We start from the raw sequence: 21,794 nt of genomic DNA on the forward strand, positions 1-21,794 counted from the left end.
TGGCAGCAGCGGCGCAGCGGATTACCGATTTGACAAACTTGGTAACAAATCCAAACGCCTCGCCGCAAGGCAGCGCCGAAGGACGGTGCTAGCTTACCGGGCACCCCCGATGGTGCCGGCAGACCGGTTCCCCATGGGCGCAAGGAGACAAGAATGGAACGACGCGATTTTCTGAAAATCACCGGTATCGGTGTCGGCACGATGATGGTGCCGGTGATGGGCCGCGCCATTGCGGCGGAAGAATTGCAGGCGCCAATGGCGGTTGCGTTCAAGAAAGAACTGGCCGATGCCGCGCTCAATGCCGCGACCAAGGCCGGTGCGAGCTACTGCGATGTCCGCATCGGCCGCTACCTGCAGCAATTCATCACCACGCGCGATTTGAACGTTGAAAACGTCGTCAATACCGAATCGCTCGGTGCAGGTGTTCGTGTTATCGCCAATGGTTGCTACGGCTTTGCCGCGACCAATCTGCTGACCAAAGATGCAGTCGCTGCTGCAGCGCAGCAAGCCGTTGCCATCGCCAAAGCCAACGCCAGATTGCTGTCTGAGCCGGTTCGTCTTGCCGCCGTCAAAGGCGTCGGCGAAGTCAGCTGGAAAACGCCCATCAAGAAAGACTGGCGCAATGTGCCAATCAAGGAAAAAGCCGATCTGCTGATCGCGGCCAACAAAGCCGGTCTCGATGCCGGTGCCAGCTTCATGCAGTCGGTGATGTTCCAGGTCAACCAGCAAAAATATTTTGCCTCGACCGACGGCTCGTATATCGATCAAGACGTGCATCGGTTGTGGGTACCGTTCTTTGCTACCGCCGTTGATCAGGCGTCAGGCAAGTTCCGCACCCGGCAGTCGCTTGGCGCGCCAGTCGGCCGTGGTTACGAGTGGCTCGATGCCCGTCCGGAAGACAAGATTCAAGCGGCTGGCGGTGTCACCACGCTGTACAAGAATTCCTACGACATCATTGAAGATGCTCGTGCCGCCGGTAAACAGGCGAAAGCAAAAATCAATGCCAAATCGGTGGAAGCCGGCAAGTACGATCTGGTGCTGTCACCCGAGCACATGTACCTGACCACACATGAATCGGTCGGTCACCCGCTGGAGCTGGATCGCGTGCTCGGCTACGAAGCCAACTACGCCGGCACCAGTTTCGCGACCATGGACAAATGGCAAAGCAAGAAATTCCAGTACGGTTCCAAGATCGTCAATCTCTATGCCGACAAAATCGAACCGGGTTCGCTCGGCGCGGTGGGCTATGACGACGAAGGTGTGACCTGCAAGCGCTGGGATTTGGTCAAGGACGGCATTCTGGTCAACTACGAAGCCATTCGCGATCAGGTGCACATGCTAGGCGAAAAAGAATCACATGGCTGCTGCTACGCCGACTCGTGGTCGAGTGTGCAGTTCCAGCGCATGCCGAACGTGTCGCTGGCGGCCGGCAAAGCCAAGCTGACCCCGGATGAGATGGTTGCCGATGTCAAGAAAGGCATTTACATCGTCGGTGCCGGCTCGTTCTCGATCGATCAGCAGCGTTACAACTTCCAGTTTGGCGGTCAGCTGTTCTACGAAATCAAGGACGGCAAAATCGCTGGTGAGCTGGAAGATGTGGCTTACCAAGCCAACACTCAGGACTTTTGGAATGCCTGCACGGCAATCTGTGATGACCGTGACTGGCGCATGGGCGGTTCCTTCTTTGATGGCAAAGGCCAACCGGGTCAAATCAGTGCCGTTTCGCACGGCGCTGCCACCGCTCGTTTCAATGGCATCAATGTCATCAACACCGCGCGCAAAATTGGCTAAGGCAGGAGAGAGAATATGAGCATGATGACCGAAGCAGAAGCCAAGCGCATTTGCGACAAGGTGCTGAGCCTGGCCAAAGCCGATCAATGCGAAGTGCAATTGACCGGTGGTCGCACCGGCAATATCCGGTTTGCCCGGAATACCGTCTCGACCAGCGGCATCGTCGATGATATTCAGTTGGTCGTCGCGGTTGCCTATGGCAAACGTCAGGGCACGGTGACCACCAACGAACTGGATGACGCGGGTCTGGAGCGCGCGGTTCGTCGCGCCGAAGAGCTGGCCAAACTGGCGCCGGAAAATCCGGAGTTCATGCCGGCGGTGGCCAAGCAGACCTACAAGCCGAGCAATACCTTTTACGAAAGCACTGCCAACATCACGGCGGAGCAGCGTGCACAAGCCGCTGCCGACAGTCTGGATCCGTCGCGCAAAAACGGTTTGGTTGCTGCGGGCTTCCTGCAGGACAACGCCGGCTTCATCGCTCAGGCCAACTCCAACGGGGTCTACGGTTTTCAACGGCAATCGGGCGTTGATTTCACCTGCACGGTGCGCACCGAAGACGGTCGCGGCTCGGGCTGGGTATCGAAGAACGTCGATGACTTCAGCAAGATGAGCACCAGTCTGGCCAGCGAGATTGCCATCGCCAAAGCCAAGCAATCGGTGGATGCCAAGGCACTGGAACCGGGTCGTTACACCGTGATTCTGGAGCCGGCCGCTGCCGCTGGCATCATCAACTTCCTGGTGTTCGGTCTCGACGCCCGGCAAGCCGATGAAGGCCGCTCGTTCATGAGCAAAAAAGGTGGCGGCAATCGCATTGGCGAGAAGTTCTTTGACGAACGCGTCAATCTGTACAGCGACCCGTGGCATCCGGATGTCCCGGTGTTGCCGTGGGACGGCGAAGGTACTGCCCGTGGCCGCGTTGATGTGGTCAAGAATGGCGTAGTCAATTACCTGCAGTATTCGCGCTACTGGGCGAAAGAGAAGGGCGTTGAAGCCAAAGCCCAACCGGGCAACCTGATCATGGAAGGCGGCAAAGCCAGCCTCGAAGACATGATCAAGTCGACCAAGAAAGGCATTCTGGTGACCCGCACCTGGTATCTGCGCATGGTCGATCCGCAGTCGGTGCTGATTACCGGTCTGACCCGCGACGGCACGTTCTATGTCGAGAACGGCAGGATCATGTACCCGGTGAAAAACTTCCGCTTCAACGAAAGCCCGGTCACGATGCTGAACAATCTGGAAGAACTCGGCAAAACCGAGCGCATCGCCGGTGACGAAGCCGCTGTCATCATGATGATTCCGCCGATGAAGATTCGCGACTTCAATTTCACGTCGCTGTCGGATGCGGTGTAACGCGGTTGTTGTCAGTAGTTATGCGTTCGGGAAGGGGCGCATAGTGGCAGGGTAGGGGAAACGCCCGCTTCGGCGGGCGTTTCTTTTTGTTCCCTCCCCTGTCAGGGGGAGGGGTAGGGTGGGGGCTGAATTCCGAGACATTGCGAGTTAATCGCATTCAGTCTCGTAGTAAAGCTTTGCCGGTTCGCGTGACCGAATAGGAAATCCCCTTGCGGGACACCGGCGGGCGCCTCACTTTCTTTGCTCGTGCAAAGAAAGTAAGCAAAGACAAATTTGTCGGGAACAAATTTGGACGCCGAAGGCGCCCAAAGGGTGAGAGCCAGGATGGCTCGAATCTAACACGCCCCAGGCGCGCCAGTAATGGTTGGGTTGCTTCGGCAAGTCCGCCCGCTGTTCACGTGCCATTGGCTACGGGCTCGCACTGATGCGGCATCCTGCCTTATCAGTGCTGCGCCGGCTATCCCTGCCGGCGCACCCGGCCACTGTCACGTGTCCAGCGGCTGGCGCGGTGGGGCCCCGTTTGATAGCGAGAGTGTTTGCTTCGGTGTTGAGACAAGGTCTGTCATTCCGGCGAAAGTCGGAATCCATTGGGCTTTTAATAAAAATTCAAATTGGATTCCGGCTTTCGCCGGAATGACAGGATCGAATTGATGCGTTGACATTCTGGCTCGGGCGACGAGTCGAGCCGCATACGGCGGTAGAGCAATGCAGGAGCAATTGCCGAGACCCGGCACTCTCTCCGGGCAAGCCCATGTCCGGGGAAACGAGTAAATAACGGATCACATGAGCGCCTACGACTTCTACTTCACAAGACTCACCTATGAATCCGGCGACTGGGATGTCGATCAGCGGATGCCGTCGAACATTCTGCATTCGCTGGTGCAGTACACGACTTTGCGGGTGGACCCGGTTGAGCGCATCGTGGCCTTGGCTGATCCGAAAATGCTGGAGGCGCCGTTCTGTTATCTCGCCGGCCACAAGCTGGTCCAGTTCACCAAGGAAGAGCGCAGTAATTTCGCCCAGTATGTCCGCAACGGCGGCTTTGTTCTGGTCGACGATTGCAATCACGACATCGATGGTCTGTTCGCCCGTTCATTTGAAGCACAGATGCAGGCGATATTTGGCGCGGGTGCGCTGAAGAAGCTGCCGAATTCACATCCGCTGTATCACAGTTTTTTCCAGTTTGATGGCCCGCCAGCAACCAGCGTCGAGCTCAATGGCTGGGGCGATGATCTGGTGCACGACTACCTGCGGGCGATCGAACAGGACTGCCGCATCGGCGTGCTGTACAGCAACAAGGATTACGGCTGCGAATGGGATTATGACTTTCGCAACAAACGTTGGCTGGCGCAGGACAACACGCGCTTTGCCGTCAATATCATCATGTATGCGCTCGGAGGTTGAATGAGCACGCAATGGACAGAGTCGCAGCTGGCGGAATTGAACGGCCAGATCGCCAGCTTGCGCGAAATGCTGGCGCGGGTCATCGTCGGTCAGCAGGATGTGGTAGAGCAATTGCTGGTGGCCTTGCTGGCCGGTGGTCACGCGCTGATCGAAGGCGTGCCGGGACTCGGCAAGACCTTGCTGGTCAAGACGCTTTCTGAAGCCATGACGCTGGATTTTCGCCGCATCCAGTTCACGCCGGATTTGATGCCATCCGACATTATCGGCACCGAGTTGCTGGAAGAAGAGCATGGCAGTGGCAAGCGTTTCTTCCGCTTCCAGAAAGGGCCGATCTTTACCCAGATACTGCTGGCCGATGAAATCAACCGGACGCCACCGAAAACCCAATCGGCGCTGCTGGAAGCAATGCAGGAAAAATCGGTGACGTTTGCCGGTGAACAGCATGCGCTGCCGAAACCGTTCTTTGTTCTGGCAACGCAGAATCCGATCGAGCAAGCCGGGACTTACCCCCTGCCGGAAGCGCAACTCGACCGGTTCCTGTTGCATATCGAAGTCAATTATCCCGGTGAAGAAGAGGAGCTGGCCATTGTCAGTCGCACCACTGCGGCTGATGGTCAGGGCACCACCGCGGTGATGAGCGCCGAGACCTTGCTGACCCTGCAAAAGCTGACCCGGGAAATGGTGGTCAGTGAACGGCTGCTGCTGCACGCGACCCGGTTGATTCGCGCTACCCGGCCACAGCTGAGCGAGTTGAAAATCGTCCGTGAATTTGTCTCCTGGGGCGCCGGCCCACGCGCCGCGCAGGCGTTGGTGCTGTGCGCGAAAGCGCGCGCCGTGTTGCAAGGCCGTTTGGCCATCACCCGCGAAGATATCGCGGCGATGCTGCCCAGCGTTTTGCGCCACCGGGTCATTCTTGGCTTTCAGGCCGAAGCGGACAACGTCCGGCTGGCTGATGTGCTGACCGCGCTGCAAGCGCTGCCGTTACCCAATTGATCGACCGGCAATGACGCTGATCAGCACCGATTTCCTGGCCCGTATGCGCCGGCTGAATTTGCCGGTGCGACGCACCTTGCCCGGCTTTTCCCATGGCCCGCACCGAGGCCAGATTCGCGGCGCCGGACTGGAATTCAGCGAGTATCGTCGCTATGAACCCGGCGATGATTTGCGCCGGCTCGACTGGAAGTTGGCCGCGCGTTCGGATCGCTATTTTGTCCGCGAGGCCGAGCGCGACAGTCAGGTGCCAGTCTGGTTGCTGCTCGATGTCTCGGCATCGATGCTGGCGCCGGCAGGTGCAACAGCGGCCGGCATGACAGCGTCGACCGGTAAAAGCATGCTCGGTTGGCAAAAAAGCGCGACGCCCTATCGCAAGGTGGATTTCGGTGCCGCTGTTCTGGCCGCGATTGCCATGATGGCGGCGCGGCAAGGTGATGCCGTCGGCTTGGCGCTGCTTAGTGACAGCACGCCGCAACTGCTGCCTGCACGCCGCGGTCAGCGCGAATTGCAGCGATTGATCGCAACCCTCACCCGAGTCCAATGCGATGGTCGATTGCCGCTACCGAGTCAGGCGCGGGCGCTGGCCAGTGTCATGCGCACCCGCGCCGTCTGCGTGATGGTCAGTGACTTTATCGACGACGGCAGTTTGACCTGGCTGCGTTGGTTGCAGGTCACCGGTCACGACGTTGCCGCCATCGCGCTCGACAATCGCGAAGAGCGTGAATTGCCATTCGCTGGCGCTGCCATGCTCGAAGGTTACGAAGGTGAACCGGCGCTGGCCTTTTCACCGGCGCAGCGCAGCAGTTATTTGCAGGCGCGACAGCAGCAGCGTGAGCAATGGGCGCGCTGGTGCCGACAGCATCAGGTGCAGTGGCAGGAAGCGGCAATCGAACAGGCGCCTGATCAGGTTGTGCAGCATTTTCTGCGGGCGCGGGCACCGGGAGGCTCGGCGTGGAGCTAGCGTTTGCCGCACCGCTGTGGGCCTGGGCATTCGCCAGTCTGGCCGTACCGGTTCTGATTCACTTTTTTGCCAGTCGCTGGCAGCCACCGCGCCGGTTTGCCGCGTTGCGATTTTTGCTGCCGACCGCCGAGCAAGGCCGGGCCAGACGCATCAGTGACTGGTTGCTGCTGTTGCTGCGCTGTTTGCTATTGGCGCTGTTGGTGCTGGCCCTGATGACGCCCACTTTGTCGCGCACGTTGGCGCGCAGCAACGCGCTGACCATCGTCCATCCTTCGCTGCCGATGACCGATGCCGAGCTGGCGTCAATTGGCGCGCTCTGGTTGTGCCGAGACGGCGAATTGGCTCGCACGCGCTGCCCGCAAGATGCCGCCGTTTTCAGCAACAGCCTTCTGCAATTGGCCGAACAACAGCCGGATCTGGCCCGCGTCACCGCACACGTTCCGCCAACTATCGCGGTGCCGGCCGTGGCCTTGCCTGCATTGCCGATCGCAGAGCAGTGGCAAATGCATGATCGCGCCGATGCTGCACCATCACCCATCCGAACCGTCAACGCGAGTGCCGATTACGCGCCATTGTTTGCCGCGGCCAATGCCGTGGACGCGTGGCCGCACTGGCAGTTGCTCAGCACGAGTCAGGCTGCCGATTTGGCCATCGACAATCCGGAAGCGGATGCGCGCGTGCTCTGGCATCAGGAGCCGTTGCCGTGGCAGTCACCGTCGGAGTCGGCAACACCGGCCGATGCCGAGCCGGCATTCGCCATCGCCGGCAATCAATTGCATTTGCGCAGTGAACCGGCTGCCGTGTTGCGGGAACATCCGGAGCGGCTGGCGGCATTGCTGACGCAGACAGAAGCGTGGTTGGCGCGCGGTGACAATCGCTGGCAGCAACCGATTGCCGCGCTGCAATCCTGGTCGGTACCAGAGCTGTCGGGCCAACAAAAAATTGGTCTGCAGATGGCGCTGTTCATGGCGGCGCTGCTGCTGTTGCTGCTCGAACGGGGGCTCGCGCATGGCCGCCGCTAAGCTCACGCCACTGTTGCCACCGCTGCAACGTTTGCGCTGGCGACACAGCAGCAAAGTGGCGGCAGCCGTGCTGGTCACCGGTTTGCTGCCGGTGTTGGTGTTGTTGGTGCAGCAAGGCAAGGCGGCGGCGTGGCTGCTGCCGTTGCCGCTGCTGGCTGCCGTGATTGCCGGCTATGCCGGTTGGCGTGACAGCGGCCGATTGCTGGCGCGCTGGCTGGATGATGCCATCGCCGATTTGCAGGACAGCAGTTTCTTGCTGTTTGCACCGACTGCACAGGAACAGCCGGCATTGTCGCCGCTGGCCGCGTTGCAGCAGCAACGGCTGCTGACGCAATTGAGCCGGCATCAAGCGGAATTGACGACGATTTTGCCGCGTCCCTTGCCACGCTTGACGTATGGGCTCAGCGCGGTGATTGCCGTGCTGTTCTGGTTCTGGTTTGCCGAACCGGTCACTCCCCTTGCAAGCTCAGCGTCGACTGCTGAATCCGACGCTGCTGCATCTTCAACACCGGCCGTGCCGCGCATTCAGTTGCAGATCACGCCGCCTGCTTACACCGGATTGCCGCCGTTCACCGCCGGCGCTGGCGATGTCCAGATTCCGGAAGGCAGTCGCGTGCAGTTTTGCCTGCTGGCTGCTGAGCAATCGGCGTTTGATGACATCGATGTTCAATGGCTCGATGGCGAAGCACGCAGCCTGCGTGCTGATGTCGGTGGCACGCTGCATGGCGATTCGGGCAGTAACCCGAATGACGACAGCGCCCGCTGCGTCGAATGGCAATTTGATTTCAGCACCGGCTATCGCCTGCGTCGGCATGAGCAAGCGCTGGCGGATGCGCGCGGTCGCTTGTTGCTGTTGGCCGATACGGCGCCGGTCATTCTGGTGCGGCAACCCAGTCGGGAAACCCAGGACGTTGACAGCCAGCAGTATCTGCTCGATCTGGATATTACCATTGATGATGATTACGGCCTGAGCAACGCCAGTCTGCATTGGACGCTGGCGCGTGGCGGCGGCGAAAACGTGCGCTTCACGGATCGCGAGCAGCACATCAAACCGGCGGCCGATGGTCGGCACTGGCAGCACCAGCAAGCACTACGTTTGCGCACGCTCGGTATGGAACCCGGTGACGAGCTGTACTTTTATGTCACCGCCAAAGACGGCCGGCAGCCACAGGCACAGCTGTCCCGATCGCGCACCTATATTCTGCGCCATCCGGTTGAATCGAATGTCATCGAAGGCGGTGCGCGCATTCCGTCTGATCTCGGTAAAGCCAAATTCCGCTCGCAGCGGCAAATCATTCTGGATACCGAGGCTTTGATCAGCCAACGAAAAACCTTGCCAGTAGCCGACTTCCGTCAGCGCAGCGAAAAACTCGCCCAGGATCAGATGGTGCTGCGTCTGCGTTACGGTGAATTTCTTGGCGAGGAATCGAGTTTCGAAGCGGCCGGGCCGGCGCCCGGCGGCCACGACGAGCACGAAGACAGTGGCAATGCCATGGCAGCGAACGGTATCGGCGCGCGGCTGCAATCGGATGTGGTCGCTACCTACGGTCATGCCCATGATGAGGCAGAAAACGCCACGCTGTTTGACGAAGCAACCAAGGCCATCCTGCGCCGGGCGCTGCAGGCGATGTGGTCAGCCGAAGGCGGCCTGCGAATGTCGACACCGGAACCTGCACTGCCACACGAATACGCGGCGCTGAATGCCATCAAGGAATTGCAGCAGGCCGAGCGCATCTATTTGCACAAGACCGCGTTTTCACCACCGCCGCTGGAAGCCAATATGCGCTTCAGCGGTGATGCCAGCGGTGCGCGATCGGTGCAGCGCCAGCACCAACAGGTCACAGCTGCCGAGCAACAGTTGTTGTTGCAAGCGCTGGCAGCGTTGACGGCGCCGGTTTCGGAATCGGCGCCGGCGCCGACGACCGGGCTGACGCCCGCACTAGAACAACAATTGCAACAGCATCTGCAACAGTTGCTGCGCAGTCAGGATGAGGAGGGCAAATCGTTCGCGCTGGCGAGCCTTGCCTTGCTGCAGGATTTGCGACCCGGCTGTGACAGTTGCCGGGCTGCGCTGCGCGATCAATTGGCGCTGCGCCTGAATAGCCCGTTGCCGGCGCTGCAGGCCGCTATCGATCGCCATGGTGCCTTTCGCGCGGCGCTCAAACAGGCGACTGACTCGGCGGCAGTGCCCAATACGCCTGCGCTCGACGCAAAAACACCAAGCCAGAAGGGCGGGCGATGAAGCTGATTTTTTTAAGCATCAGCCTCGCGCTCCTGCTGTGGCAGCTGTGGCGCAGCCGCCTGTCCTGGTCATGGCGCTGGCTCTGGTTGCCGGTACTGGCCAGCTTTGTCTTGATGGCCATGCCACCGTCGGTGCAGCAACCGTTGGCACCGCTCGTTGTGTTGACGCCCGGTGATGCGAGCAGTGAACAGGCGGCGCAGCAGTGGGCGAGTCAACACGGTTCAACTTTGCTGCGCTTGCCGACGGAGCCCTCGCTGGCTGAACTGACCTTGCTGCAGCAGCATTCACAACAGTCGCAACTTTTTCAGGAACAGCAACCGGAACGGCAACTGGAGCAGAAACAAGAGCAACCGCCGCTGCAGTTGTTTGGTAATGGCCTGTCGTCGGCAGCGTGGCAGCAAATGCCGACCCGCCTCATTCAATGGCAGGCGCCGGCGGCGCCGGAATGGCAGCTCAGCAGCAATCGTCAGTTGACGCTCGGCAACGTGCTACAAATCCACCTGCAGGCACCGGCTGCTGCGCAGGTATTGCAGTTGCGTGATGCCCGCCGTGAACTCATTGCCGATGCTCCCGTGCTGTCTGGTGTGGCGAGCGTGAGCTGGCGACCAACCGCGATCGGTCATTACGACTGGCTGTTGCAGGTGCGCGATCAGCACGACGCCGTGCTGCGCGAGCTGCCACTGGCGTTTGCCGTGCTGCCGAATCGGATTACACGGGTGCAGGCACAATTTTCGGCGCCCTCATTTGAGCAGCGGGCGCTGCGGGAGTGGTTGCAGCAGACCGGCATGGCCGGCGAATTTCTGAGCCAGACCGGTCAGCAATTGCAACGACGCGATGCGTTCAATCCAAACCAGCCAAACACTGCCGACAACGAAACAGGCAACACCGGTGCCAGTGCTGATGACAGCAATGCTGCTGAAAATACCGCTGAAAACGCCAGCCGTTTGTTGCTGCTGGATTTGCGCAGCTGGCAACAAAGCAGCGGCGCGCAGCGTGCGCAATGGCTGCAGCAAGTTGCCCGCGGCGCAACGCTGGCTCTGTTGGCCGATGGCAGCGAAGCTGAGCTTGCGGTCCGGACCCTGCTCAGCAAACAGCTGGCCGCGGAGTGGCGGTCGCTCAGCGAAACCGAGCAGGCGATTGCCATTGGTGAAACGGCGTTGCAGCGGGCCAGCTGGCAGCTGCGCAGCAACGAGCACTGGCAAACGCTGACGCCTGATGCCGACAGCATCACCGGCGATCATGACATGGTGCTGGTGCGGAGCTGGCAGCAGGGGCGGGTGATCTGGCTGGGCCTCAGCGACAGCCATCGCCTGTGGCAACGGGCGCGGGATCACTATGCCCGTTGGTGGCAACAGAGTCTGGCCTTGCCAGATCGAAACGGTCCGGTTTGGCATGATCCGGAGGACGGCGTTCAGGGCAAACCGACGGCGCTTTGTCTCGACAACGTGGTGGCGGATTCACGCGCAACCAACGCCGAAGCCAGCTTTGACTCCAGCTCTGAAACCAACACCGAAACCCTCACGCTGACATTGCAGACTGCCAAGGGTGTTACCGAGACGTTATCGCTGCAAGCTGCAGCAACACCGGGCCAGCGCTGCGCGTTGTACACGCCGTCAGCACCGGGCTGGTATCGCATCACGGCGCCGGTGACCGCCTGGTGGCGGGTTTACGAACAAACGCCGTCGGTGGAGTTGCAGCAAGCAGCGGCGTACGAGGCAACCCGGCAACACAGCCAGACATTGGCGGCGGCGCCGGTGACCCGCGCACAGCCTTTGCCACGTTGGCCGTTCGCGTTGATCGTTCTGCTCGGGTTGGCGGCGATTTGGTGGCGTGAACGACAGTTGCCGGCGCGCTGAGTTGCAGCTAGCTGCAGTATCGATGTCGCGCCGCAAACCTGATTGAGTTAAGGCGTGCTGCCGACGTTGGCGTCGGTCAGCGCTGCCGTGGCGTACAGCTCGCGGAAGTAGGGCGAGAACACCACCACGCCGCGATAGTCGCGCAGATCGATATCAGCCGGAATGACGTAATTCAAATCGCCGGATTGCGCCCGCAATTCGCCCAGATCAATGAAATCACTTTGCACGACATTGACGTCACGCGGTCCCGGTGCCGAGGTGAAAAACACATGCAGACCGGGTCCGCGCACCACTGACAAATTTTCCAGCCGCAGCAAGTATTCGCCGGTGCCGAGCCGGAACAGCCGGACCACGCCACTGGCCGGACGGGTCTTGTCGGTCATGGTGAATTCGCCGTAGCCGAGCAGCGTTGGTGGCTCAATTTCCGGCGGTGAGGCCGGCATCTGTTCGCGGACATTGCTCGGCAAGGTCGGGTTGCTGCTCTTGCTGCGCAGTGAAGCGTTGATCACATCGACAAATGAAAAACGCGCGCGCAGGGTTTCTGCCGGTGCCGGGCTGCGCCACCACCAGATCACCAGGGCCAGCACAGCCACCAGAACGAAGCCAGCCAGCAGCCAGCGTTTTTGCACAATCGTCATCATCAAGCTCGGTTCAATTCACTCATCAACGGTCTAACGGTGGTCAGCTTCAGCTCAGGCGTCAACGAGCGGACGCTGCTCCAAGGCTTCCATGCGTTGGCGCAGTTCAGCCGGCACCGCCGCCTTGCGCTGGTTGCGATAATCAAACAGCACGATTTCCGCTTCGCCTTCGGTGGTGATGGCTTGCTGGTTGACGCTGTAGATGCGGTAGTTCTGCCAGAACCGATCGCTGCCGATTCGACTGACGGTGACACCAATCAGCAATTGGTCCGGAAACAGCACCGGCCGTTTGTAGCGAGCATTGGTTGCTGCCAGTATCGGGCCGATACCGCTGGTCTCTTTGTCGTCCAGCAGATGCACGAGCCGACCGTATTCAATCCGGGCACTTTCAAAGTAGCGGAAATACACCACGTTGTTGACGTGCTGGAAGGCGTCCATTTCACCCCAGGCCACGGTGACCGGCAACAGCACGGGATAGCCGCGCAGCGCATCTGGGCGTTCTGTTTGCACCGCCGATGGCGGCATCGAATGGATAGAGGTCATGGTGACGGGACTCCGTTGCGGTAGGAGGTCAATGGTGGTGTTCCAACGTTGAGCGTTTCATCGCTTTGCCGGCGCGGTCAGTGAATTTTGTTCAGCTGTTGCCGCAGTGCCAGACATTCCCGGATATGACTGTCGGTGCTGGCGATGCTGCTGGCCGGCACCGGCAGTTGCGGACGACGGTTGGCCAGAAATTGCTGCAGGGTCTGCCAACTGGCCGGGTCGCACAGGGATTCGGCCAACTCGATCAACTGGCTGTGCCGGTAATCCGGAAACAACACCAGCAAGGGCTCAAAATTTTGCTGCAGCCACGGCCATTGTTGCGCTTGCAAACTGGCGCTGGTCAACGTGGCCTGCAGCAGTCGCCAGCGTTCGTTGATGCGCAAATTCGGTTCCAGCAACAGCTGTTGCAAGGCCGGCAGCATGCTGACATCGGTTTGCCAGGCCAGCGCCTGAATCAGGGCGGCGCGGCGATCACTGCGGGTTTCCTGCTGCAGTTGTTCGGTTACGCGTGGCAGCAAGCTTGGCTCGGCCGCAACCGCCAACGCCAGTGCCAGCGGGTCCTGGGCATCGGCATAGGGCTTGCCCGTTTTCAGTGCATTCAGCGCGCTCTGGTGCTGCGCCAGCAAGTTGCGGATCAGATCACGGTCCTGCAATTCCAGCGCGCGGAATTGTTGCCGCTCGCGGTCTTCGTTGGCGATCAATGCGGGTTGGGCAAAGAATTTCTGCAGACGGGTTTGCCAGATCGTGCGCTGCGGCGGCGCCGCAAGTTGTTGCAGCAAGTAGCGCCAATTGTCGAGGCTGCTGTCGAGCACCGCCGGGTCCGGGTGACGGGCGAGAATCGGCATTGCCTGGAACAGATCGTCGGCGCTGAGATTGCCGGCCCGGAACGCTGCAGTAAGGTTGGCCGCAATATCCAGTGCTTCGGCGCGCGGCAACTCCGGCAACGCGGCCAGCAGCCGTTGCCGGTGTTCATCGGCAACCTGCCAGCGATAGTAGCCGGCGCCGCCGGCATTAGGCACCACCAGCTGATCACAGCGCCAGCCCGGCGACCAGATCACTTCGCGTTCACTGAGCATCCGGCAGGCCTGATGACCGGTGTCCGGCGTGCGCAGACACACCGGCAATTGCCATTGCTGCTCGCCGGCAACGCTGCCGGCAGGGGCATAAGCCTGCTGACGCAGGCGCAATTGCAAATCGGTGTTGACGCATTGCTGTTCCAGCTGGATTTGCGGCAAACCCGGTTGCTGCAAAAAGCTGTCGAAACTCAGTGTGATGCTCGGGTCGGCGACCGAGTCGCTCATCGACTGGAACAACTCGGTGGAGCCGGCGTTGCCGAATGCATGGCGGGCAAAATAGTTGCGCAAGCCGAGCCGGAATTGTTCATTGCCGAGATAGCGCTGATACATCCGCATCAGCCCCATCGCTTTGTCATAGATCATGCTGTTGAAGGTGCCTTGCACATCTTCTTCGCGGCTGAGCGGTTGCCGGATGCGCAGCAGCGGATTGCGGCCATCGTGCTGCATGGCCGATTCCAGTTGCTGCTGCATCGCCAATGTCAGCGGATAGTCCGGATGACTCTGGGCGGCAATTTCGTAACCCAGCCATTCGGCAAAACCTTCGTTGAGCCAGAGATCATCCCACCACGGCATCGTCACCAGATCGCCAAACCATTGGTGCGCCAGCGCATGGGCGTTATAGGAAATGAAGGTCTGCCGTTCACTGATGCTGGCGTGTTCATCCATCAACATCAGTTTGTCGAGGAAGTTGATGGCGCCAGCATTTTCCAGTACGCCGGACGAAATGTCCGGCACAGCGATCAGGTCCAGCTTTTCAAACGGAAACGGAATGGCAAAATATTGCTCGAATGCGCTCAGCATGGGTGGCGTGTGCTGCAAGGCAAAGCGGGTGCGCACGCCTTCGCCGCGCACGGTGACCGCGCGCAAGCTCAGCGGCTGCTTGCGCACGTCGTTGGCGGGAATCACCGGGCCATTGACCACATCAAACGGACCCACGCTGAGGTTCAGCAAATAGGTTGGCATGCGCGGTGTGCGGTTGAGCCGGGTCAGTTTCAGTGCTTCCGGCAGCTCGCGGGTCTCGCTCGGCAAGCTGTTGCCAATCACGACATCGTCACGGCCGCTGATGATCTCCAGTTCAAAACTGGCTTTGAACGCCGGATCATCAAAACCGGGAAAAACCCGGCGCGCTTCAACGGCGTGCAGCTGGCTGAACACATACCAGTCGTTGCCAACCTGGACCCGGCTGAGTCCCTCCGAGGTGGTGGTGTATTGGCCGTCGTATTGCAGCTCCAGCGTCAGAAACCCGGCCGGCAGATCGTCATCGAAATCGATGCGGGCCAGACCTTGCGGCGTCAGTTGCTGGTAATGACCGGTGATCGGGTCGCTGCCGTCACGACGGGCCAGCACGTTGTTGACGGTCAGATCGCGGCCATGCAGATAGAGCGTGCGGGTGTCGTCATGCAATTGCAGGCCGATGGCGACTTCGCCGCGAAATGCCGGCTGGCCCGGCAGGATGGTCAGCTTCAGCAGATAGCGGTCCGGCACGGCCAGCATGGGCAATCGGCCGTCGACGGGCTCCGGTGCAATCGGTGCCTCTGTCGGCCAGTACAGCAGCGCCGTCACGGCGACGATTGCCAGCACAGCCAAGGAGAGACGCAGAGGTGAGCGCACGGATGTTCGCTGCCGAGCCGAAAATTGAAACGAGAGTGTAAACCAGTGCCGCCATAGCGACTACCGTGGCGACTGCCAATGAACCTGCAATTGGCCAGGATAATGGGTCTGTGTGAAAGGTCGGTGTGAAAGGCTGATGCGACAGGCCAATGCGAAAGACGTCGAGCGCTGGACCGACGCGATCGGCCTTCATGAATAACCGGATGATGGCGCGCTGCGACATGTCGCAACACACCGCGCCGTCATCGGCCAAGCGGTAACGGGCGGCGAACAGCTTACGACGTCATGAACAAGCGGATGGACAGCGCCACCGACATCACCACCAACACTACGCGCACCAGCTTGGCGCCGCCCTTGAACACCAGCCGGGCGCCAATCTGGCCACCGATGAATTGACCCGCCGCCATCACGCCACCGGGCAGCCACAGCACCTTGCCGCCGATGACAAAGAAACACAGCGACGCGAAATTGCTGGCGAAATTCAGCACCTTGCTGTGCGCGGTCGCCACCGGCAGAGTCAGGCCGAGCAGGGTGACACAGCCGAGCGCAAAGAAGGTGCCGGTGCCGGGGCCAAAAAAACCGTCGTAATAGCCAATCCCAAAACCGATGGTCAGTGCGAACCAAGTCAGGCTGATGCGCTGGTGACTTTCCACTTCACCGACCCGCTTGGCCAGCAGCATGTACAGCGCAATGCCGATCAATAGCCACGGAATCACTTTGCGCAAGAAGCCGGGATCGATCTGCTGCACGGTCAACGCGCCGAGCGCGCCGCCGATCAGCGAGGCCAGAAACGCCGGCCAGAATCGGCGAAAGTCGACCGCTTTTTCACGGATGAAATGGAGGCTCGCGGAAAACGAACCGGCACAGCCCTGCAGTTTGTTGGTACCGAGCGCAATCGCCGGTGGCAATCCGGCCCACAGCAGCGCCGGAATGGTCAACAAGCCACCGCCGCCGGCAATGGCGTCAATGCAGCCGGCAACCACCGCAACAAAGAACAGCAGGGTCAGGATTTCGGTGCTGAATTCGAGCATTTTTTCTTCTGCTTTGTTGTAGGAGCGGCCTTGGCCGCGAAATCACGTTGACGGAGGCAATCGTGACCAACATTTTCGTGAGTAGTGCTGGCAGTGTGATGTTTGCCTGAAAATGAATCGCGGCAAAAAACAATCGCGGCCGAGGTCGCTCCTACAATGCATGTTGACTAGTGCCGTTTGCGATCATGCGGCGTAAACCTTAGTCGGCGCTTGTCCGCCGGTGGGTCCGCTGCGCTTGACCCGCCTTACAGCTGCACCACATTCAAACTACTGACCGGCACATCATCGCCATCCGGCACCGGCTCGGAAAAATCTTCCTTGTCAAAGCCACGGTCGCCGTCCGGCATCGGCACGCCGGTCGCGGCGATGGATTTGAAATCGAACAGGTTGCTGTCGGCCAGATGCGAGGGCACCACATTCTGCAGTGCCCGGAACATCGTTTCGATGCGGCCCGGGTGTTTGCGGTCCCAGTCCTGCAGCATCATCTTGACGACCTTGCGCTGCAGGTTTTCCTGCGAGCCACAGAGATTGCACGGGATGATCGGGAATTCTTTGTGCAGCGCATAACGGGCAATGTCTTTTTCGCGGCTGTAGGCCAGCGGCCGGATCACCACGTTGCGGCCGTCGTCGCTGACCAGTTTCGGCGGCATGCTTTTGAGTTTGCCGCCGTAGAAGAAATTCAGGAAGAAGGTTTCCAGCAGATCGTCGCGGTGATGGCCGAGCGCAATCTTGGTAACGCCGTGCTGCTGGGCGTAGTTGTACAGCACGCCACGGCGCAGCCGCGAACAGAGCGAGCAGGTGGTCTTGCCTTCCGGAATGACCCGTTTGACCACGCTGTACGTATCTTCTTCGATGACATCGAACGGCACGCCAATGCTGGTCAGGTAGTTGGGCAGCACCTCTTCCGGGAAGCCCGGTTGTTTCTGATCCAGATTGACCGCCAGAATCTCGAAGCGAATCGGCGCGGCCTGTTGCAGGCTCAGCAGAATGTCGAGCAGCGTATAAGAGTCCTTGCCGCCGGACAGGCAGACCATGACCTTGTCGCCGTCTTCGATCATGTTGAAGTCGGCAATGGCCTGACCGACTTCCCGGCGCAGCCGTTTTTGCAACTTGTTGAGTTCATACTGGTCTTTGCGTTGGCGGCTTGCCGCGGCGTCGGTCAGGAAACTCGGAGCAGCGACCGGCGGCAGCGCGGACGCAGTGGGCGCAGTGGATGTAGGGACAGGCAAATCGGACATGGCAGCAGGGGCGCAAAGGGCAATGGCAAAGCGGGCGGCGATTATACGGGAGCAGGCGCGGGCAGGACAGATTTTGGCCAGCATCTCCCGGCGTGGCTTCACCCTGGCGCTCGGCCGCGTGCTGGCCGTCACATTGGCCCTGCTGTTGCTGGCCGGCTGCAGCCTGGGTTTTGTCTACCCCCGGCTGGATACCCTGATTGGCTGGCAGTTGGACCGCTATCTGAAACTGGAGTCCGGTCAGGAGCGCTGGCTGGATGAGCGGCTGGACGAGCGTCTGGCCTGGCACCAGCGTGAACAGTTGCCGCGCTGGCGTGAGGCGCTGGGCTCGCTACGCAGCGATATCGCCGAGCGCCGGCTCGACGGCGAGCGCTACCTGCAATACAGCGAACAAGTTCGCAGCCTGCTCAGCGCCAGCGCCGCCGGTCTGGTCGATGACGCGGTCAAACTCGCAGCCGGATTGAGCGATCGGCAAATTGCCCACCTGCTCAAGCGCTATGACGAAGACACCGACGATCTGGTTGACGAGCTGGCCGAACGTGCCGCCGACCCGAGCGAGCGACTGGCCGAACGTTTCGATGACAGTCGCGACGAAATTGAAAACTGGCTCGGCGATTTGACCGACGATCAGCAAGCCTATTTGCGGCAATGGCAGACGCAGGCGATCGACTGGGGCGATTTTGCGCTTGTCTCACGCCAGCGCTGGCGCGAACACATTGTCCAGACGTTGAGCAATCGCAGTGACGCAGTCGCATTGCAAGCGGGCGTTGCGCAAATGCTGCTGCAGCCGGAGTCGTTGCGGGCGCCGGCCTATCAGGCGGCGGTTGCCAAACAGACCGAGCTGCGCCGGGATCTGCAACTGTATCTGCTGCAGACACTTACCGACAAACAGCGTCAGCATTTGCTGGGCGAGCTGGATGACATTCTGGAAGACATCGACGACGTGCTGAAGGGGTAAAAACGGGCTGCCGTTTTACCAAAGTTCGAGCGATTCAAATTCTCGAATTAGGGAGACTCTGATTTAGTCTCCGTTCGCCCTGAGCTTGTCGAAGGGTGAACAGAATTTCGCTGAAATATCGGCTTTCTGTGGTTCGACAAGCTCACCACGAACGGTAGTTGACAACTTAATCAGAGCTTCCTTAGGGTTTGCCCGTTACGGGGCCGCCACCAGTACCTGCAGCACACCGTCGACCGGCTGAATGCGTAGCGTCATCCGGTACACCGACTGCAAGCGAGCCGTGGTCAACACCTGCGCCGGGGTGCCGCTGCACACCAGCCGGCCCTGATCCAGCAGCAGCAACTGATCGCAGTAACGCGCGGCCAGATTCAGGTCATGCAACACCAGCACGGCGCTGCCACCGTGCCGGCAATGCTGCTGGAACAAGGCCAGCGTGTGATGCTGGTGATACAGATCGAGCGCGGCGGTGGGCTCATCGGCCAACATCAATTGCGCCTGGGTTGCAAACATCCGCGCAATCATCACCCGCATCCGCTCACCTTCTGATAATTCGGTCACGGCGCGATCGGCAAAGGCAGTGACGTCTGCCCGCAGCATGGCGTCGGCCACGGCTTGACGGTCTGCATCCGACAGCGCGTCGGCAACGCCGGTGTGCGGCAAGCGACCCAACTCCACTACACGCTGGGCTTGCAACGGCCAGTGCACCGGCGCGCCCTGTGCGAGATAGCTAATCAGCCGCGCTAGCTCCGGTTTGCGGTACTGCTGTAGATCGCGTTCATGCAAACGCAGCTGACCATGGCTCGGTATCAGTAGGCCGGCCAGCAGTTTCAGCAAACTGCTTTTACCAGCGCCGTTCGGGCCAATGATGCCGACCATGCTGCCGGCCGCGACCGTGACGCTGATATCGTGCAGCACTTGCTGCTCACCGTAGTGATAATTGACTTGCTGTGCCGCCAGCAGCGTGGTGGCTGGGGTCATGTCGGGCTCATCCGGCATTTCGATTCTCATTCCGCGTTTCCGTTCTCATTCAGGGCTTTCATTCGCGTTCAGCACTTCCGTTCCCGTTAAGAAATTCAGGTCGTGCGATGGCGCAAGCGCACGATAAGCAACAGAAAAAACGGCGCCCCGAACAGGGCCGTGACGACGCCAATTTTCAGTTCCGCCGTCGCGCCGCCGGTAATGGCACTGAACCGCGCAACGAGTTGCACGCAGATATCGGCGATCAGCAGCAAGACCGCCCCGGCCAGCGCACTGAGTGAGAGCAGGCGGCCCGGTTGATGGCCCACCAGCGGTCGCATCAGATGCGGTACCAACAAGCCGACAAAGCCAATGCTGCCGCTAACGGCAACCGCGGCACCGACCGACGCCGCGATTCCCATCACCAGCAACAGCCGCGAGCGTGGCAACGAAAACCCCAGCGTCTGCGCTGTTTCCTCGCCAAGACTCAGCGCATCAAGAAATCGCCGCTGCCGCCACACCAGCACCGAACCCAGCAGCAGAAACGGCAGCGCGAACAGCAACTCATTCAGCGTACGGTTGCTGAACGAACCGAGTAGCCAATACACCATCTCCGACATCGCGTACGGATTCGGCGCAAAATTCAGTGCCAGCGCAATGCAGGCGCCGGCAAAGGCATTGATCGCCACGCCGGCCAGCAACAATCCGGTGATGCTGCTGCCGCGACCGGCGAGCACAAACAGCGCCAGCACAGCCAGCAGCGCACCGGCCATGCCAAACCCGGGCATCACCCACCAGGCAAACTGACTGAAGCCGTAATACAGCGCGATGACAGCGCCCAGTGACGCACAACTGGAGACCCCGACCAAGCCGGATTCTGCGAGCGGATTGCGGAACAACCCCTGCAGCGCAGCGCCAGACAACCCGAGGACTGCGCCGACCGCCGCCGCCAACAGCGCACGCGGCAAACGGATCTCGGTAACGATAATAGTGTTGACGGATTCATGGCCGTGCCACAGCTGCGACAACAGTTCTGACCACGGCAGCGCGACGCTACCGATGGACATCGACAGCAGCAGCAACAGTGCAATGGCAACGAGCAGCAGCGCTGGCAGCCAGCGACGATTGTTAGCCTTCATGGATTGTTGGTCTTCATGGATGGTCAGCGTTCATGGCGCCGCCTCGACTGCGAGACGTGCGGCGGTCAGCGCCTGCGCAGCATCGCCAAGCTGCAGCCCGGGGCAAAGCCAGTACTGGCTCGGAAATTCGACACGGCGGAGTTTTGTATGAACTAGCGTGGGCTCTGTGGATTGATGTGCGCTGTTTTGCAACCCAAACGCCTGCAATGCGGGGTGCCGCAATAGCTGTTGCGCCAGCGACTGCTGACCGCCGCGCTGTTCTTCAAGAAAAATCACATCGGGCTGCAAGTGCAGCAATTGCTCGATACCCAGTTCGCGGTCGTAAGGCCACTGCAGCCGGTCGGCTACTGTGTCAAAGCCGGCCAGGTGCAGCAGTTCATTTTTGATCGAGCCAGTGCCGGCGGTATAGCCGTTCGGTGCGTAGCTAAGCGCAAGCAAGCGTGGCAGCGTCGCCACCCTTGTGTGGACCTCGGCAAGTTTGTTTTGCAATGCGGCGAGTTGCTGATTGGCTTGATCGGGCCGGCCTAGCGCAGCGGCGACGGTGCGCACCATGGTGGGAACATCGGCCAGCCGGGTAGGGCTGTCGATGGCGAGCACCGGAAAGCCCAGTTGTCGCAACACCTGCACTGCTTTGCCTCGCTCGTAATCAGCCGCCAAAATCAGATCCGGCTGCAAGCTGGCAATCTGCTCGGCAGAACCGCCGTGTGCAGTCAATTGCTGCGCTGTTTGCCAGACGCTGCTGTAACGCGGATCACGCGCCAGCGATGAAACCGCAGCGATCTGCGCCGGCTCGGCCAGTGCAATCAGCAATTCATCGAGGCAGAGTGACATCGATACCACCCGCTTTGGCGCGTCAGTAACGGCTCGCGTCTGGGTGGGCGCGCGGCGTGCATCATCCGCCTGCACCAGTGGGCACAGGCTGAGAAAAATCACCGCGACAAGCGCCAGTCGTTTCACTGCTTGAATCCTGTTCCTGTCAACCATCCA

17 protein-coding genes are annotated in these 21,794 nt (G+C 60.3%); 9 read left to right on the top strand and 8 right to left on the bottom strand.

The annotated features are described in order from the left end of the window. The first annotated feature begins 153 nt into the window (after window positions 1-153). From HPT27_RS16150 to HPT27_RS16185, 8 genes are all read left to right on the top strand, one after another. Complete coding sequence (locus HPT27_RS16150) at window positions 154-1,791, top strand: TldD/PmbA family protein (RefSeq protein WP_172245703.1); 1,638 nt, start codon at window positions 154-156, stop codon at window positions 1,789-1,791. Window positions 1,792-1,806: 15 nt separating this feature from the next. Then, window positions 1,807-3,141: a TldD/PmbA family protein gene (locus HPT27_RS16155; RefSeq protein WP_172245705.1), complete on the top strand. Its 1,335-nt coding sequence runs from the start codon at window positions 1,807-1,809 to the stop codon at window positions 3,139-3,141. Window positions 3,142-3,924: 783 nt separating this feature from the next. Beyond that, window positions 3,925-4,545: a DUF4159 domain-containing protein gene (locus tag HPT27_RS16160; protein ID WP_172245707.1), complete on the top strand. Its 621-nt coding sequence runs from the start codon at window positions 3,925-3,927 to the stop codon at window positions 4,543-4,545. Continuing rightward, window positions 4,546-5,538: an AAA family ATPase gene (locus HPT27_RS16165; protein ID WP_172245709.1), complete on the top strand. Its 993-nt coding sequence runs from the start codon at window positions 4,546-4,548 to the stop codon at window positions 5,536-5,538. 10 nt (window positions 5,539-5,548) lie between these two features. Continuing rightward, the gene (locus tag HPT27_RS16170) at window positions 5,549-6,499 is read left to right on the top strand and encodes a DUF58 domain-containing protein (RefSeq protein WP_172245711.1); all 951 of its coding nucleotides are present in this window, start codon (window positions 5,549-5,551) and stop codon (window positions 6,497-6,499) included. Beyond that, a complete protein-coding gene (locus HPT27_RS16175; protein ID WP_172245713.1) occupies window positions 6,490-7,521 on the top strand; it encodes a BatA domain-containing protein in 1,032 nt (343 codons plus the stop codon). The genes HPT27_RS16170 and HPT27_RS16175 overlap by 10 nt, the downstream gene beginning before the upstream one ends. Continuing rightward, on the top strand, window positions 7,508-9,763 hold the full coding sequence (locus HPT27_RS16180; RefSeq protein WP_172245715.1) for a hypothetical protein: 2,256 nt from the start codon (window positions 7,508-7,510) through the stop codon (window positions 9,761-9,763). The genes HPT27_RS16175 and HPT27_RS16180 overlap by 14 nt, the downstream gene beginning before the upstream one ends. Next, a complete protein-coding gene (locus tag HPT27_RS16185; RefSeq protein WP_172245717.1) occupies window positions 9,760-11,619 on the top strand; it encodes a hypothetical protein in 1,860 nt (619 codons plus the stop codon). Before HPT27_RS16180 ends, HPT27_RS16185 begins: the two co-directional genes overlap by 4 nt. Window positions 11,620-11,666: 47 nt before the next feature. Here the strand turns inward: HPT27_RS16185 and HPT27_RS16190 are convergent, their stop codons facing one another. From HPT27_RS16190 to ttcA, 5 genes are all read right to left on the bottom strand, one after another. Beyond that, complete coding sequence (locus tag HPT27_RS16190) at window positions 11,667-12,260, bottom strand: DM13 domain-containing protein (protein ID WP_172245719.1); 594 nt, start codon at window positions 12,258-12,260, stop codon at window positions 11,667-11,669. A gap of 51 nt (window positions 12,261-12,311) precedes the next feature. Beyond that, a complete protein-coding gene (locus HPT27_RS16195; RefSeq protein ID WP_211198077.1) occupies window positions 12,312-12,800 on the bottom strand; it encodes an acyl-CoA thioesterase in 489 nt (162 codons plus the stop codon). A gap of 77 nt (window positions 12,801-12,877) precedes the next feature. Beyond that, window positions 12,878-15,487, bottom strand: coding sequence for a M1 family metallopeptidase (locus tag HPT27_RS16200; protein WP_172245721.1), 2,610 nt, complete (start codon window positions 15,485-15,487; stop codon window positions 12,878-12,880). A 275-nt stretch (window positions 15,488-15,762) separates the two neighbouring features. After that, window positions 15,763-16,518, bottom strand: a complete 756-nt coding sequence (locus tag HPT27_RS16205) for a TSUP family transporter (RefSeq protein ID WP_172245723.1) — start codon at window positions 16,516-16,518, stop codon at window positions 15,763-15,765. Window positions 16,519-16,763: 245 nt separating this feature from the next. Next, entirely contained in the window at window positions 16,764-17,756 is a 993-nt protein-coding gene (gene ttcA / locus HPT27_RS16210) for a tRNA 2-thiocytidine(32) synthetase TtcA (RefSeq protein ID WP_172245725.1), read from the bottom strand. Between the two features lie 73 nt (window positions 17,757-17,829). On the opposite strand from ttcA, the gene HPT27_RS16215 reads away from it, so the two are divergent. After that, entirely contained in the window at window positions 17,830-18,711 is an 882-nt protein-coding gene (locus tag HPT27_RS16215) for a DUF6279 family lipoprotein (protein ID WP_172245727.1), read from the top strand. 195 nt (window positions 18,712-18,906) lie between these two features. On the opposite strand, the gene HPT27_RS16220 is transcribed toward HPT27_RS16215, so the two are convergent. The 3 genes from HPT27_RS16220 to HPT27_RS16230 all read right to left on the bottom strand — a co-directional run bounded on the left by HPT27_RS16220 (window position 18,907) and on the right by HPT27_RS16230 (window position 21,764). Then, entirely contained in the window at window positions 18,907-19,719 is an 813-nt protein-coding gene (locus HPT27_RS16220) for an ABC transporter ATP-binding protein (RefSeq protein WP_172245729.1), read from the bottom strand. Window positions 19,720-19,784: 65 nt separating this feature from the next. After that, window positions 19,785-20,807 carry a FecCD family ABC transporter permease gene (locus tag HPT27_RS16225; protein WP_172245731.1) on the bottom strand — a complete coding sequence of 341 codons (1,023 nt, stop codon included), beginning with the start codon at window positions 20,805-20,807 and terminating at the stop codon, window positions 19,785-19,787. Window positions 20,808-20,837: 30 nt separating this feature from the next. After that, complete coding sequence (locus HPT27_RS16230; protein ID WP_172245733.1) at window positions 20,838-21,764, bottom strand: ABC transporter substrate-binding protein; 927 nt, start codon at window positions 21,762-21,764, stop codon at window positions 20,838-20,840. Window positions 21,765-21,794 lie beyond the last annotated feature (30 nt).

Origin of the sequence: Permianibacter fluminis (assembly GCF_013179735.1) — a bacterium.
Lineage (GTDB): Bacteria > Pseudomonadota > Gammaproteobacteria > Enterobacterales > Permianibacteraceae > Permianibacter > Permianibacter fluminis.